The sequence below is a fragment of the Streptomyces sp. NPDC003042 genome (assembly GCF_053591315.1).
Window position 1 is genome coordinate 1 of the sequence record NZ_JBSFTP010000114.1, and the last position, 14,349, is coordinate 14,349.

The following is a 14,349-nucleotide window of genomic DNA, read 5'->3' on the forward strand; positions in this document are numbered from 1 at the left end:
AGTTTCTGTTTTAACTACGTGACAAAAAAAAAAAAAAGGGGGGGGGGCCCGGGGGGCCCCCCCCCCCGGGGCCCCGCTCCGCGTGGTGGTGTCGGGCTCGTCCGCTACTCCGAGACCTTCACCACCGCGTCCGCCGCACCCGGCAGGGCCTTGTCGCCGGGCGCTTGGTCGGGGGCGTTCTCCGGATGGTGACAGGCCACTTGGTGGCCCGTCTTCAGGGCCACCAGCGGCGGCTCCTGCGTCGTGCAGATCTGCGTCGCCTTCCAGCAGCGCGTGTGGAAGCGGCAGCCGCTCGGCGGCGAGATCGGCGACGGCACGTCGCCCTTGAGCAGGATGCGGCCGCTCTTGGCGCCGCGCCGCCTCGGGTCGGGCACCGGCACGGCCGACATGAGCGCCGTGGTGTACGGGTGCATCGGCGCCTCGTACAGCGACTTGCGGTCCGCCAGCTCGACGATCTTGCCGAGGTACATCACCGCGATCCGGTCGGAGACGTGCCGGATGACCGACAGGTCGTGCGCGATGATCACGTACGTGAGGCCGAGCTCCTCCTGGAGGTCGTCCAGCAGGTTGACCACCTGGGCCTGGATGGACACGTCCAGCGCCGAGACGGGCTCGTCCGCGACCACCAGCTTCGGATTCAGCGCCAGGGCCCGCGCGATGCCGATGCGCTGGCGCTGGCCGCCCGAGAACTCGTGCGGGTAGCGGTTGTAGTGCTCGGGGTTGAGGCCCACGAGCGACAGCAGGCGCTGGACCTCCGCCTTGAGCCCGCCCTCGGGGTTGACCTTCTGGAGTTTGAACGGGGCGCTGACGATGGTGCCCACCGTGTGGCGCGGGTTCAGCGAGCCGTACGGGTCCTGGAAGATCATCTGCACGTCGCGGCGCAGCGGACGCATGCCCGCCACGTTCAGGTGCGTGATGTCCTTGCCCTCGAACTCGACCTTGCCACCGGTCGGTTCGAGCAGCCGGGTGATCAGCCGGCCCATGGTCGACTTGCCGCAGCCGGACTCGCCGACGATGCCGAGGGTCTCACCGCGGCGGACGTCGAAGTCGATCCCGTCGACGGCCTTGACTGCCCCGACCTGCCGGCGCAGCAGCCCCTTGTTGATGGGGAAGTGCTTGACCAGCCCGGTCACCCTCAGCAGCGGTTCGGCGGTGGCGTCCGTGGCGGCGTCCGGGGAGACCGCAGAGGCCTCCGCCGCGCCCGTCTTCTTCATGTCGCTCACAGCTTCGGCGCAATCTCTTCGGTCCAGATCCGGGTCCGCTCCTCCTGCGACATGTGACAGGCGGACCAGTGCCGGCTGTCGTCCTGGGTCAGCTCGGGCCGCTGGGTGCGGGTGATGCCGCCCTTGGGGATGTCGGCGTAGGGGCAGCGCGGGTTGAAGGCACAGCCGCTGGGGATGTTGATGAGGCTCGGCGGCGAGCCCTTGACCGGGATCAGGCGTTCGGTCTGGTCGCGGTCGATGCGCGGCATCGAGCCGAGCAGGCCCCAGGTGTAGGGGTGCCGGGGCTCGTAGAAGACCTTCTCGGCCGTGCCGCGCTCGACGCACCGGCCGCCGTACATCACGAGGATGTCGTCGGCCATCTCGGCGACGACGCCGAGGTCGTGCGTGATCATGATGACCGCCGAGCCGAACTCCTTCTGGAGGTCCCGGATCAGGTCCAGGATCTGCGCCTGGACGGTGACGTCCAGGGCGGTGGTCGGCTCGTCGGCGATGAGCAGCTCGGGGTTGTTGACCAGCGCCATCGCGATCATCGCGCGCTGGCGCATGCCGCCGGAGAACTCGTGCGGGTAGGAGTCCACGCGCTGGTCGGGCTCCGGGATCCCGACCCGGTCGAGCATCTCGACCGCCCGCTTGCGGGCCGCCTTCTTGTCGACGTCGTGGTGGGTCCGGTACGCCTCGACGATCTGCTTGCCGACCGTGTAGTACGGGTGCATCGCGGACAGCGGGTCCTGGAAGACCATCGCCATCTTGCGGCCGCGGAGCCTGCGCACGTGGTCGGCGGACGCCGCGACGAGGTCCTCGCCGTCGAGGCGCACCTCTCCGGAGATGTGCGGGCGGCTGCGCGCGTTGCCGGTGCGGTGCAGGCCCATGATGGCGAGCGAGGTCACCGACTTGCCGGAGCCGGATTCGCCGACGATGCCGAGGGTCTTGCCGCGTTCCAGGTCGAAGGAGAGCCCGTCGACGGACTTCACCAGGCCGTCGTCGGTCGGGAAGTGCACCTGGAGGTCGCGTACGGAGAGGAAGGCCTCGGACGGCGCTCCGCCCTGCTGGGGCACGAGGGGGGCCTTGGGGGCGTTGTCGGTCACGTCAGCCTCACGCGCGGGTCGATGACGGCGTACAGCAGGTCCACGATGAGGTTGGCCATCACCACGAAGAGCGCGGCGAGCAGGGTGACACCCATGATCACGGGAAGGTCGCCGGCTCCGATCGCGGCCACGGCGGCCGTTCCCAGACCCTGGAAGTTGAAGGTCGTCTCGGTGAGCACCGCGCCGCCGAGGAGTCCGCCGAGGTCGAGGCCGAACATGGTGACGACGGGGGTGAGGGTCGAGCGCAGGGCGTGCTTGCGGATGACCACGCCCTCCTTGAGCCCCTTGGCGCGGGCGGTGCGGATGTAGTCCTCGCCGAGGACCTCCAGCATGGTGGCGCGGGTGATGCGGGCGTAGGTGGCGGCGAAGAGGAAGGCCAGGGTGATCCAGGGCAGGATCAGGCTGTTGAGCCAGGCCACCGGATCCTCGGTCAGGGGTTTGTAGTTGGAGACCTCCAGCCAGCCGAGGCCGTAGACGAAGATCGCGGGGGCCACCATGCCGGTGAAGAAGATCGGCAGGGAGACGCCGGCGAGGGCGCCGACCATGACGGTCCGGTCGATGGCGGTACGGCGCTTGAGCGCCGAGATCACTCCGGTGGCCACACCCGCGATCACCCAGAGCACGGCCGCGCCGAGGGCGAGGGAGAGGGTGACCGGCATGCGGTCGAGCATCGTCTCCCAGACGGGAGCCTCGCTCTTGAAGGAGTAGCCGAAGCACGGCGCCGCGCAGTGCGTGACATCGGTGCCGCCGTCGTAGTCACGGCCGACGAAGATGCCCTTGAGGAAGAGCAGGTACTGCTCGGAGATGGGCTTGTCGAAGCCCATCTTCACGCGGATGCCCGCCAGGGCGGTCTCATTGGTCTCGCGGCCGGCGTACATGAGCGCGGGATCGCTGCCGGTCAGCTTCGGGACCGCGAAGAAGATGCCGAAGGTGACCACGGAGACCACCAGCAGCGTGGCGGCGACGTTGAAAAGCCGCCGTATGAGGTAGACGAGCACTGCAGTCGGCCGCCCGGGGCGGGTGGCCGCCGCCCCTTGTGGGGACGGCGGCCACCGCCTGCGGCCTTCACCTGCCCTTCGGACTAGCGCATGTGCGGTGAAGGCACTTACTTACGTGCTTGCTGGCCTGCGGTTACTTGACGACGCCGATGGTGGCGAGGTCGATCTTGCCCATCGAGTCGTTGAAGTAGACGTTCGTCAGGCGGGGGTTGTGGTAGACGAAGGCCTTGTCGAAGTTGATCGGCAGGTAGAGCGCCTTCTCCATGACCTTCTTGTTGATCTCCGTGTAGAACGGCGCGGCGAGCTCCGGCGTGGCGGCGGAGGCGGCCTTGTCGAAGAGGCCGTTGACCTCGGGGTCGTTCAGCTCGGTGTAGTTGTTGTTGCCGTTCGGCAGGATGAACGAGCCGTCGACCAGCGGCTGCAGGAAGCCCGCGCCGGAGTTGTAGTCGGCGCCCCAGCCCATGACGATGATGCCGTAGTTCTTCTTCTTCACGTTCTCGGGCGAACCGATCGTGGAGGAGGAGAGCTTGCCGTCGTACTGGTCGATCGTCGCCTTGATGCCGACCTTGGCGAGGGCCGCCTGGAGGGACTCGGCGCTCTTCACCTCGGGTGCGCGGTTGTTGCGCACGGCGATGGTGGTCTCGAAGCCGTCGGGCTTGCCACAGGCCTTGAGGGCCTCCTTGGCCTTGGCCTCCTGCGGCTCGCCCTTCGTCAGACCGTACGGGTCGTACGACTTGTCCGAGCCGGGGATGCCGGGCGGCAGCATGTTGGCGCCGAGGTCACCGCTGGTCGGGCCGCCGCGGGCGGTCTGCAGGGACTTCGGGTCGGCCGCGTAGATGACGGCCTTGCGGCACTCGATGTTGTCGAACGGCGCGACGGTCTGCGGGAAGGCGAAGTAGCGGATGTAACCCGTGAACGGGTTGTCCGCGTTGGCCTTGAGCGTCTCGTCCTTGAGGATCTTGTTCTTGGCGGCCGACTGGACGCCGGTGCCGTCGACCGCGAGGTCGATGTCACCGGACAGCAGGCGGGCGTCCATGTCGTCCGGGTTGGTGGTCACCGTGAAGGAGACCTTGTCCGGCAGACCCGTGCGGATCGTGTCCGTCTTCGGGTCCCAGTTCTCGTTGCGGACGAAGGTGGCGCCCTTGCCGGCGGTGAAGCTCTCCACCTTGTAAGGGCCGGTGGACATCGGCTTGTTGGTGTACGTGGCGCCCTGGTCCTTGCCCACCGGGACCGGCGAGGAGGACGGCATGGCCAGCAGGTAGCTGAAGTCGGAGTTGGCGCTCGCCAGGTTGAAGACGATCGTCTTGTCGTCCGGCGTCTCGACGGACTTCAGACCCATCTTGTTGGGGTCGGTGTCCTTGTACGGCCCGGGGTACTTCTGCCCCTGGTCGAGGATGTCGATCAGGTACGTGGGACCGCCGGACAGCACGTCCTGCGCGAAGACGCGCTCGATGCCGTACTTGATGTCCTTCGAGGTGATCGGCGAGCCGTCCTCGAACTTCACGCCGTCCTTGATCTTGAGCGTGTACGTCTTGCCGTCGTTGCTCAGGACCGGCAGGGCCTCGGCGAGGTCCGGGACCAGCTTGGTGCCGTCCTTGCCCGGCTTGCTGTCGTAGGCGAGCAGCTGGCGCACGTAGAGGCGCTGCATGTTCCACACGAAGCCGTAGTAGGCACGCGCCGGGTCGAGGTAGTCGACGTCCTGCGGCGACCAGAGCTTGAGCTCGCCGCCCTTGGTGGTCGACGGGTTCACGACGCCGGTGGTGGCGGCGTTGAACGCGGCGGCGCCGTTGCCCTTCGCCTCGGGCTTCTTGCCGTCGTCGCCCTTGTCACCGCACGCGGCGGTCAGCGACAGGGCGGCGATCACGGCGGTGATCGCGAGGGCCTGCTTTCTGCGGATCACGGTTGTCCAACCTCCATTGGTGGGTGAAACGTTTACGCGGTTCAGCTGCCCTTGGGGTCGAGTGCGTCACGCAGCCCGTCCCCGAAGAGGTTGAACGCCAGGACGGTGATGAAGATCGTCATACCGGGGACCACCATGTACATGGGGTCGTCCTGGTACATGGGGACGGCGTCGGACAGCATCTTTCCCCAGGAGGCCGTGGGCGGCTTGACGCCGGCGCCGAGGAAGCTGAGGGCTGCCTCCGTCAGGATGTTGGTCGGGATGATCAGCGTCGCGTAGACGAGGATCGGCGCGACCAGGTTCGGCAGCAGCTCCTTGATCAGGATGTAGCCGCGACCCGCTCCGAGGCTGCGCGCGGCCTCGACGTACTCCCGTTCGCGCAGGGAGATCGTCTGGCCCCGGACGATGCGGCCGATGTACGGCCAGCCGAAGAAGCCGATGACGACGATCAGTACGCCCATCCGGACGCCCGAACCCTCGAACCCCCACAGGGAGTTGGGGACCACGGAGACCAGGGCGATGGTGAACAGCAGCTGCGGGAAGGCCAGCAGCAGGTCCATCGTGCGGCTGATGATCCCGTCGACCCAGCCGCCGAGGAAGCCGGCGAGCGCGCCGAGCAGGCTGCCGATGACGACCGAGACGAAGGCCGCCAGGAAGGCGACGACCAGCGAGATGCGGGCGCCGTAGACGATCCGGCTGAAAACGTCTCGGCCGTTGGTGGGCTCGACGCCCAACAGGAAGTCGGAGCTGATGCCGCCGAAGGAGCCGATCGGCGTGCCGAAGTCCGGGTCGAGCATGTCCTCGTGGAACTCGTTGGGCGGGTGGCCCAGCAGGCTCACGATCTGCGGCGCGAAGATGGCCACCAGGATCAGGAGGATCACGACCACGCCGCCCGTCAGCGCGACCTTGTCGCGCTTGAGCCGCATCCAGGCGATGCGGCCGGGCGAGCGGCCTTCGATGGCCTTGGCAGGGACGTCGGCTACGGACACGGGTGCGGGTGTCTCCGCGCTCGTGTCATGCAGTGGTGCCGTCATCGTGGTGGGGACCCCTCTCGGCCGACGGGTGGCCGGCCCATGCCCGCCGCTGTAGCGGCGTTGGTGCGGAGTGGCGCTCGGAGTGCGTGGGACACGCGGATTGCGTGTGACGTGCGGTGTGAAGTGCGAGAAGTGCGGGAAGTGCTGTGCGGAACAACAGACGAAGCCCTGGTGCCGAACCGCGTCCCGCAGGACTGACCGGCTCTTGGGTGGGGAGTCTTCATCGGGCGCTCGACCAGCCGCCAGACCCGCAGATGAATGGATGCGTAAACGTGATCTGACGCTGGAGTTCCCGTTATCCGGACTCCGCTCACGGCTGAGCGGAGCAAGACCGTCCGTTCGGTACGGAAACGGACATCGCGCCCAACTGGCAGGAGGAGTGCGCCAATTGGACCCACAACACGGTCGATATCCGGACAAGACGAAGGCCGCCGGGAACCGTGGTTCCCGGCGGCCGAAGTCCGTCGGAGGGTGCTCGTCTCACAGTCCGGGCGAACGCCCGGACAGGGTTTTCCCACCGGCCCGGGGCGGAGCGACCCGCTGCCCGCAGGGGGCCTGGTAGGGGCCTGGCAGGGCGGCCTAGTACGCGGCCGCCTGCCCCTCGCGGTCGTAGAACGGGCGGGTCTGGGCACGCAGCCACATCGCCACCGGATCGTGCTCGTCCGCCAGCGCGACCGTGCACACCGGAACCCCTTCGGGGACCGCGCCGACCGACTGCCGCATCATCTCCCGTACGGATTCCAGCGCGGGCGCGGAGGCGTCGTAGAGGTCGAGGCCCACCGCCAGGTACGCCGACCCGAGCGACGGCTGCACCCAGGCGCGGCGCAGCGACCGTACGGCGGGCGTGCGGTGCGCGTGCTGGGTCAGCAGCCCGTAGAACTGCGGGAGCTCCAGGGCGGGCTCGGACAGCCGCAGCGGCCCCGCCGGCATCCGGTCCAGGCCGGTGGCGATCCGGCGCAGGTCGGCCCACGGCACGCCGAGGCCGCCGCCCTGGGCGTGCGGGTTGACCCACAGCCCCCAGCGGTCCGGGTAGAGGGCGCGGGCGATGTCCCGGCCCGTGACGACCTCGTAGCCGCGGTTCCAGCCGCTGGCGGCCAGCTCCTGCGGCGAGGTCACGCAGGGCGCGTAACCGAGGCCCTCGACCTCCATGCCGCCGTACTGGGCGTCGGGCGAGCCCGGCTGCCCCTGCCACAGCAGCATCCACAGCCGGCCCTCGGCGAGGGCGTGCAGAAATGACTCGTAGCTCTCATAGCGCCCGGGAGTCACCTGGCGCAGCATGTGCTCGACCTGCCCGGCCGCGGCCGTGCCTGACGCACTCACCCGGTACCCCTCTTCGTCCGCCCGTCGTCCACACCTACCCCGGACCGGCCGCCATGCGGGCGGCCCGGAAACCTCATCAGCTTAAGCGGCCCTACGGCAGGTAGAAGGGGCGTACGCGCTCACGAATCCAGTCCGTGACCGGGTCCTCGGCGGCGTCGAGCAGGATCAACTGCACGGGCCAGGGCGCCGGTACGCGGGCCAGGGCGCGGCCGAGGGCCTCCATCGGGGCGTTTCGCGATTCGGGATCCCATCCCAGCAGCCGGACACCGACGTAGAGTTCCGGCGCGCCGCCCTCCACGCTGGCGAGGCAGCGGTACGCGGCGGCGACCACCCCGGTCGCGCGGAACTCCTCGGCGGCGGCGGCGAGGAAGTCCACCGGGTCCTCCTGCCAGTCCGGCTCGAAGAGCCGCACCCGGCCACCGGTGGCCTCCCCGCCGAGCGGGGTACGCCCGGCCCGGCACAGCTCCGCGACGGCCTCCGGGGGAAGCGGAACCCCGACGGCGCCCTCGGGGTTGAGCGCGATGCCGAGCTGCGGGGGCAGGCCTCGGGCGAACTCGACGGCGGGGGCGACGGCGAAGTCCATGCCGGGGCCGGCGCAGAAGCGGAACTGCGCCTCCGAGCTGTAGACCGGGACGTAGGCGGCTCCGCCGATGTCCATGGTGGGAAGGCTGAGGCTGCCGTCCTCGGGCCCGCCGCCCTGGGGCAGCGGCACCCAGACGGGGCTGCGCCCCAGCACCTCCAGGATCCTCGCCCCGGCGTCCGCCTGCCCGAGCGCCGCCCCGAGCACCTGCTCCAACTCGTTCGCCGGCCAGCCGTTGCCCTGCATGTACCTCTGCCCTCCGTGTGGTCCCCGGGTCCCGCTCGTGCGGTGCTGAGGCTACCGGGGCCGGACTCGCAGCGCCGCCGCCGCCGGGGCTCCGCCCGGACCCGCGCCTCAAACGCCGGCTACGCAGCGCGCACCACAGGTCTCCGCCAGCCAAAATCCAGCCCCGCCAGGGGGTATCCCCGGACGGAGTCCAGGGGGGTTTGAGGCGCGGGGTCCGGGGCGGAGCCCCGGCAACGGCGCGTCAGGCGTGGAAGGCGATGTGGGTCACCGCGGCAGCGGAGCGGCGGTCCAGGAGGACCGCCGAGGCGCAGCCCGCCGGCGGGCGGCCCGCCTCGGCCTCGCGCAGCAGCCGCGACACGGCGCCGCGGTGGCGCGCGAAGGCGTACGCCGACACGCGCCGCCCCCGCGCCGCCTGCCCGGCCAGGGCCTCCTCGGCGGTCGTGTCCAGCAGGAGCAGGTGCAGCGAACGGCCCCGGCGGCGGGCGACCGCGGCGAGCAGACCCCGTACCCAGGCCTGCGTGCCGCAGTCGTGGACGACTACGGAGTCGCCGGAGCGCAGCCTGCGCCACAGCCCCCAGTAGTGCGCGGCCCGCACCAGCGGCCGGTACACCGCGTACGGCAGGACGCCCGGCATCCGGCGCTCCCAGCGCTCGCGGGCGTCCTGGGAGTCGATGCCGCCGCCCTCGGCGGCCCGCTTGATCAGCGTGCTCTTGCCGCCGCCGGGCAGGCCGGAGACCACGACGATGTCGCCGACCGGGTAGCCCAGCCGCTGGGGTCCGCGCGCGGCCGGGCCGCGCAGGTCCCGTACCGGACCGACGCCCTCGGCGGTCGGCCGCGGGACGGCGCCCGTGCCCCGCTGGGCCGGAACCCCGTCCACGGTTCCCGATGTGGTCACTACTCCGAATCTCCGCACAGTGATCGTCTCCCCCCGAAATGGGCCGCGAGGGCCCCGTGCCCACTGAGTGTAAAGAGACAGTAATCCGGCGGTCCCGGTTCCGGCCGGTGCGTTCTTCCGGGGCCCGCCGCCCGCTCCACGGCGTCCCGTGCAATGATGTGCGCCATCTGGACACCAACTGCATACCGGCCGCTTGAATCCGCGCGGGAGAGTCCCGGCAGGCCGCGAGGCCGTGCCCGGGCGCCGAAGGAGCAAGTACCTCCCTTGAATCTCTCAGGCCCCGTACCGCGTGGATGAGGCAGATCTGAAAAGCGAGCCGCGACGCGACCGTCCCTGACGGCACCGGCGCGCGCTCCACCCAAGGTGCAAACCGACGGGACCCCGCACACGGCAACACGCGGGAACTCGCGGCGAACCTCTCAGGTTCCGATGACAGATGGGGAGGATCGTCCTCGTCATGTCATGCCCTGGGACCCGGGAGCCACACCCAATGAGCACTGCCCCCCGTCTGACCGCGCTCGACGCGCTGCACCGCTCGCTCGGTGCGACCATGACCGACTTCGCGGGCTGGGACATGCCGCTGCGGTACGCCAGCGAGCGCGAGGAACACCTCGCCGTACGCACCAAGGCCGGTCTCTTCGACCTGTCCCACATGGGCGAGATCACGCTCACCGGCCCGGAGGCCGTCAAGGCCCTGGACTACGCGCTGGTCGGCAACATCTCCACCGTCGGCGTCGGCCGCGCCCGCTACACGCACATCTGCGTGGAGGACGGCGGCATCCTCGACGACCTGATCGTCTACCGCCTCGGCGAGACGGAGTTCATGGTCGTCGCCAACGCCTCCAACGCCCAGGTCGTGCTGGACGCGCTCACCGAGCGCGCCGCCGGCTTCGACACCGAGGTCCGCGACGACCGCGACGCGTACGCGCTGCTCGCCGTCCAGGGCCCGGAGTCCCCCGGCATCCTCGCCTCCCTCACCGACGCCGACCTGGACGGGCTGAAGTACTACGCCGGCCTGCCGGGCACCGTCGCGGGCGTGCCCGCGCTGATCGCGCGTACGGGCTACACGGGCGAGGACGGCTTCGAGCTGTTCGTCGCCCCCCAGCACGCCGTGGAGCTGTGGCAGGCGCTGACCAAGGCGGGCGAGGGCGTCGGCCTGGTCCCGGCCGGCCTGTCCTGCCGCGACACGCTGCGCCTGGAGGCGGGCATGCCGCTGTACGGGCACGAGCTGAGCCTCTCCCTGACCCCCTTCGACGCCGGTCTGGGCCGGGTCGTGAAGTTCGAGAAGGCCGGCGACTTCGTCGGCCGCGCCGCGCTGGAGGCCGCCGCCGAGCGCGCCGCCACCAACCCGCCGCGCAAGCTGGTCGGCCTGATCGCCGAGGGCCGCCGCGTCCCGCGCGCCGGTTTCCCGGTGGTGGCCGACGGTCAGGTCATCGGCGAGGTCACCTCCGGCGCCCCGTCCCCGACGCTGGGCAAGCCGATCGCGATGGCGTACGTGGACGCGGCGCACGCCGCGCCCGGCACCTCCGGCGTCGGCGTCGACATTCGCGGTACGCATGAGCCGTACGAGGTCGTGGCGCTGCCGTTCTACAAGCGGCAGAAGTAGCCCCACCGCGGCTTCCGCCGTACGGATACCCGTACGGCGCTGTCTCAGCACCCAAGACCACAGTTCGTATCCACTCCCCCGCATCCAGGAGAATCAGGCCATGAGCAACGAGCAGCAGCTGCGTTACACCAAGGAGCACGAGTGGCTCTCGGACGCCGTGGACGGCGTCGCGACGGTCGGCATCACGAAGTTCGCGGCCGACGCGCTCGGTGACGTCGTCTACGCCCAGCTCCCCGAGGTCGGTTCCACCGTCACCGAGGGCGAGACCTGCGGCGAGCTGGAGTCGACCAAGTCGGTCAGCGACCTGTACTCCCCCGTCTCCGGCGAGGTCGTCGAGGCGAACCAGGACGTCGTCGACGACCCGTCCCTGGTCAACCGCGCCCCCTTCGAGGGTGGCTGGCTGTTCAAGGTGCGCCTCACGGAGGAGCCGAAGGAAGCCATGTCCTTCGACGAGTACGCCGCGCTGACCCACTCCGCCAACTGAGACCCCAGGGGACCTTGATGTCTGTACTGAACACCCCCCTCCACGAGCTCGACCCGGACGTCGCCGCCGCCGTCGACGCCGAGCTCGTACGCCAGCAGTCCACCCTGGAAATGATCGCGTCGGAGAACTTCGCTCCGGTCGCCGTCATGGAGGCCCAGGGCTCGGTCCTGACCAACAAGTACGCCGAGGGCTACCCCGGCCGCCGCTACTACGGCGGCTGCGAGCACGTCGACGTGGTCGAGCAGATCGCGATCGACCGCATCAAGGCGCTGTTCGGCGCCGAGCACGCGAACGTGCAGCCCCACTCGGGCGCGCAGGCCAACGCCGCCGCGATGTTCGCGCTGCTCAAGCCGGGCGACACGATCATGGGCCTGAACCTGGCCCACGGCGGTCACCTGACCCACGGCATGAAGATCAACTTCTCCGGCAAGCTCTACAACGTGGTCCCGTACCACGTCGACGAGTCCGGCCAGGTGGACATGGCCGAGGTCGAGCGCCTCGCCAAGGAGTCCAAGCCGCAGCTGATCGTCGCCGGCTGGTCCGCCTACCCGCGCCAGCTGGACTTCGCCGCCTTCCGCCGCATCGCGGACGAGGTCGGCGCGTACCTGATGGTCGACATGGCGCACTTCGCCGGTCTGGTCGCCGCGGGCCTGCACCCGAACCCGGTGCCCCACGCCCACGTCGTCACCACCACCACGCACAAGACCCTCGGCGGTCCGCGCGGCGGTGTCATCCTGTCGACGCAGGAGCTGGCCAAGAAGATCAACTCCGCGGTCTTCCCGGGTCAGCAGGGCGGCCCGCTGGAGCACGTGATCGCGGCCAAGGCGGTCTCCTTCAAGATCGCGGCGGGCGAGGAGTTCAAGGAGCGCCAGGTGCGCACCCTGGAGGGCGCCAAGATCATCGCCGAGCGCCTGGTGCGGCCGGACGTCACCGAGGTGGGCGTATCCGTCCTCTCCGGCGGCACCGACGTGCACCTGGTCCTGGTCGACCTGCGCAACTCCGAGCTGGACGGCCAGCAGGCCGAGGACCGGCTCCACGAGATCGGCATCACGGTCAACCGCAACGCCATCCCGAACGACCCGCGGCCCCCGATGGTGACCTCGGGCCTGCGGATCGGCACTCCGGCGCTGGCCACGCGCGGTTTCGGCGCGGAGGACTTCACCGAGGTCGCGGAGATCATCGCGGCCGCGCTGAAGCCGGCCTACGACAGTGAGGACCTCAAGGCGCGCGTCTCCGCGCTCGCCGCGAAGTTCCCGCTGTACCCGTCGCTCTAGCCGCCAAGGCCTGGTGAGGGCCCGGTCTTGTTCTCCACAGGGCCGGGCCCTCTTCATGACCGGGCCCCCTCCGGGCAGCTGAGCCGTTCACCAGAGCGGGTTACGCTCATGTGTCGGACAAAATCCGCACAAGCCCCCCACCTGCCCTCGCACCCCACGAGCAGACAAGGAAGTCAGCCACCGTGGCCATCTCCGTCTTCGATCTCTTCTCCATCGGCATCGGTCCCTCCTCCTCCCACACGGTCGGTCCGATGCGCGCGGCGCGCATGTTCGTGACGCGGCTGAAGAAGGACGGCGTCCTCGCCCAGACCACGTCCGTCCGCGCGGAGCTCTTCGGCTCCCTCGGTGCGACCGGCCACGGGCACGGCACCCCCAAGGCGGTCCTGCTCGGCCTGGAGGGCCACTCCCCCCGCACGGTGAACGTGGAGACCGCCGACGCCGAGGTCGAGCGCATCCGCCAGAGCGGCCGCCTGCGGCTGCTGGGCGCGGAGATAGGCGACGTCCACGAGATCGCCTTCGACGAGCCGAACCAGCTGATCCTGCACCGGCGCCGCTCGCTGCCGTACCACGCGAACGGCATGACGCTCTTCGCGTACGACGCCTCCGGTACCCCGCTGCTGGAGAAGACCTACTACTCGGTCGGCGGCGGTTTCGTCGTGGACGAGGACGCGGTCGGCGAGGACCGGATCAAGCTCGACGACACGGTGCTGAAGTACCGCTTCCGCTCCGGCGACGAGATGCTGCGCCTGGCGAACGAGACCGGACTGTCGATCTCCTCCCTGATGCTGGAGAACGAGAAGGCCTGGCGCACGGAGGAGGAGATCCGCGAGGGCCTCCTGGAGATCTGGCGCGTCATGCAGTCCTGCGTCGCGCGCGGCCTGTCCACCGAGGGCATCCTCCCCGGCGGCCTGCGCGTCAAGCGCCGCGCGGCCTCCACGGCCCGCCAGCTGCGGACCGAGGGCGACCCGATGCTGCACCGCAGCGAGTGGGCGACGATCTACGCGATGGCCGTCAACGAGGAGAACGCGGCGGGCGGGCGCGTGGTGACCGCCCCGACCAACGGCGCGGCCGGCGTCCTTCCGGCGGTCCTGCACTACTACATGAACTTCGTGCCCGGCGCGGACGAGGACGGCGTGGTCCGCTTCCTCCTCGCCGCGGGCGCGATCGGCATGCTCTTCAAGGAGAACGCCTCGATCTCCGGCGCCGAGGTCGGCTGCCAGGGCGAGGTCGGCTCGGCCTGCTCGATGGCCGCCGGCGCCCTCGCCGAGGTCCTGGGCGGCACCCCGGAGCAGGTGGAGAACGCGGCCGAGATCGGCATGGAGCACAACCTCGGCCTCACCTGTGACCCGGTCGGCGGTCTGGTCCAGATCCCGTGCATCGAGCGCAACGGCATGGCCGCCGTCAAGGCCGTCACCGCCGCCAGGATGGCGATGCGCGGCGACGGCACCCACAAGGTCTCCCTCGACAAGGTCATCAAGACCATGAAGGAGACCGGCGCGGACATGAAGGTCAAGTACAAGGAGACGGCCCGCGGCGGTCTCGCCGTCAACGTCATCGAGTGCTGAGAACGGGCGACAGCTCAGGGCGCTTCGCGGTGCGGCCGTCCCCGGAGGACCGGCCGCGCAGCCGCCGCCCCAGCCAGGGGCCGAGGAACGCGCCCGCCCAGCGCAGTTCGGCTGCCACGGCCCGGCGGGCCGTGGCAGC

General features: G+C 70.1%; 12 protein-coding genes, 1 pseudogene and 1 riboswitch. Of the genes and pseudogenes, 4 read left to right on the forward strand and 9 right to left on the reverse strand.

Features of this window, described 5'->3' with window-relative positions:
* Positions 1–104: 104 nt before the first annotated feature.
* The 8 genes from ACWDYJ_RS33685 to ACWDYJ_RS33720 form a co-directional block, all read right to left on the reverse strand.
* Positions 105–1,214: an ABC transporter ATP-binding protein gene (locus ACWDYJ_RS33685; protein ID WP_451569422.1), complete on the reverse strand. Its 1,110-nt coding sequence runs from the start codon at positions 1,212–1,214 to the stop codon at positions 105–107.
* 5 nt (positions 1,215–1,219) lie between these two features.
* A complete protein-coding gene (locus ACWDYJ_RS33690) occupies positions 1,220–2,308 on the reverse strand; it encodes an ABC transporter ATP-binding protein (protein WP_451569411.1) in 1,089 nt (362 codons plus the stop codon).
* Positions 2,305–3,306, reverse strand: a complete 1,002-nt coding sequence (locus tag ACWDYJ_RS33695) for an ABC transporter permease (RefSeq protein WP_451569412.1) — start codon at positions 3,304–3,306, stop codon at positions 2,305–2,307. The genes ACWDYJ_RS33690 and ACWDYJ_RS33695 overlap by 4 nt, the downstream gene beginning before the upstream one ends.
* Before the next feature lie 133 nt (positions 3,307–3,439).
* Complete coding sequence (locus ACWDYJ_RS33700; protein ID WP_451569413.1) at positions 3,440–5,206, reverse strand: ABC transporter substrate-binding protein; 1,767 nt, start codon at positions 5,204–5,206, stop codon at positions 3,440–3,442.
* Between the two features lie 41 nt (positions 5,207–5,247).
* Positions 5,248–6,240, reverse strand: coding sequence for an ABC transporter permease (locus tag ACWDYJ_RS33705; RefSeq protein ID WP_451569414.1), 993 nt, complete (start codon positions 6,238–6,240; stop codon positions 5,248–5,250).
* 579 nt (positions 6,241–6,819) lie between these two features.
* A complete protein-coding gene (locus tag ACWDYJ_RS33710) occupies positions 6,820–7,560 on the reverse strand; it encodes an enhanced serine sensitivity protein SseB C-terminal domain-containing protein (RefSeq protein WP_451569415.1) in 741 nt (246 codons plus the stop codon).
* A gap of 91 nt (positions 7,561–7,651) precedes the next feature.
* A complete protein-coding gene (locus tag ACWDYJ_RS33715) occupies positions 7,652–8,386 on the reverse strand; it encodes an enhanced serine sensitivity protein SseB (protein WP_451569416.1) in 735 nt (244 codons plus the stop codon).
* A gap of 241 nt (positions 8,387–8,627) precedes the next feature.
* Positions 8,628–9,281 carry an AAA family ATPase gene (locus tag ACWDYJ_RS33720; protein WP_451569417.1) on the reverse strand — a complete coding sequence of 218 codons (654 nt, stop codon included), beginning with the start codon at positions 9,279–9,281 and terminating at the stop codon, positions 8,628–8,630.
* 194 nt (positions 9,282–9,475) lie between these two features.
* Positions 9,476–9,579: riboswitch (glycine riboswitch) on the forward strand.
* Positions 9,580–9,771: 192 nt separating this feature from the next.
* Between ACWDYJ_RS33720 and gcvT the strand changes: the two genes are divergently transcribed.
* The 4 genes from gcvT (at position 9,772) to ACWDYJ_RS33740 (ending at position 14,210) form a co-directional block, all read left to right on the forward strand.
* Positions 9,772–10,887 (forward strand): glycine cleavage system aminomethyltransferase GcvT, encoded by a 1,116-nt coding sequence (gcvT, locus tag ACWDYJ_RS33725; RefSeq protein ID WP_451569418.1) that lies wholly within the window; start codon positions 9,772–9,774, stop codon positions 10,885–10,887.
* Positions 10,888–10,987: 100 nt separating this feature from the next.
* Positions 10,988–11,371: a glycine cleavage system protein GcvH gene (gene gcvH, locus ACWDYJ_RS33730; RefSeq protein WP_451569419.1), complete on the forward strand. Its 384-nt coding sequence runs from the start codon at positions 10,988–10,990 to the stop codon at positions 11,369–11,371.
* A 17-nt stretch (positions 11,372–11,388) separates the two neighbouring features.
* A complete protein-coding gene (gene glyA / locus ACWDYJ_RS33735; RefSeq protein WP_451569420.1) occupies positions 11,389–12,645 on the forward strand; it encodes a serine hydroxymethyltransferase in 1,257 nt (418 codons plus the stop codon).
* 182 nt (positions 12,646–12,827) lie between these two features.
* Positions 12,828–14,210 (forward strand): L-serine ammonia-lyase, encoded by a 1,383-nt coding sequence (locus tag ACWDYJ_RS33740; protein WP_451569421.1) that lies wholly within the window; start codon positions 12,828–12,830, stop codon positions 14,208–14,210.
* Here the strand turns inward: ACWDYJ_RS33740 and ACWDYJ_RS33745 are convergent.
* Positions 14,197–14,349: pseudogene (locus ACWDYJ_RS33745) on the reverse strand (SGNH/GDSL hydrolase family protein); the annotation flags it as partial. The gene ACWDYJ_RS33740 and the pseudogene ACWDYJ_RS33745 sit on opposite strands and share 14 nt — an antisense overlap.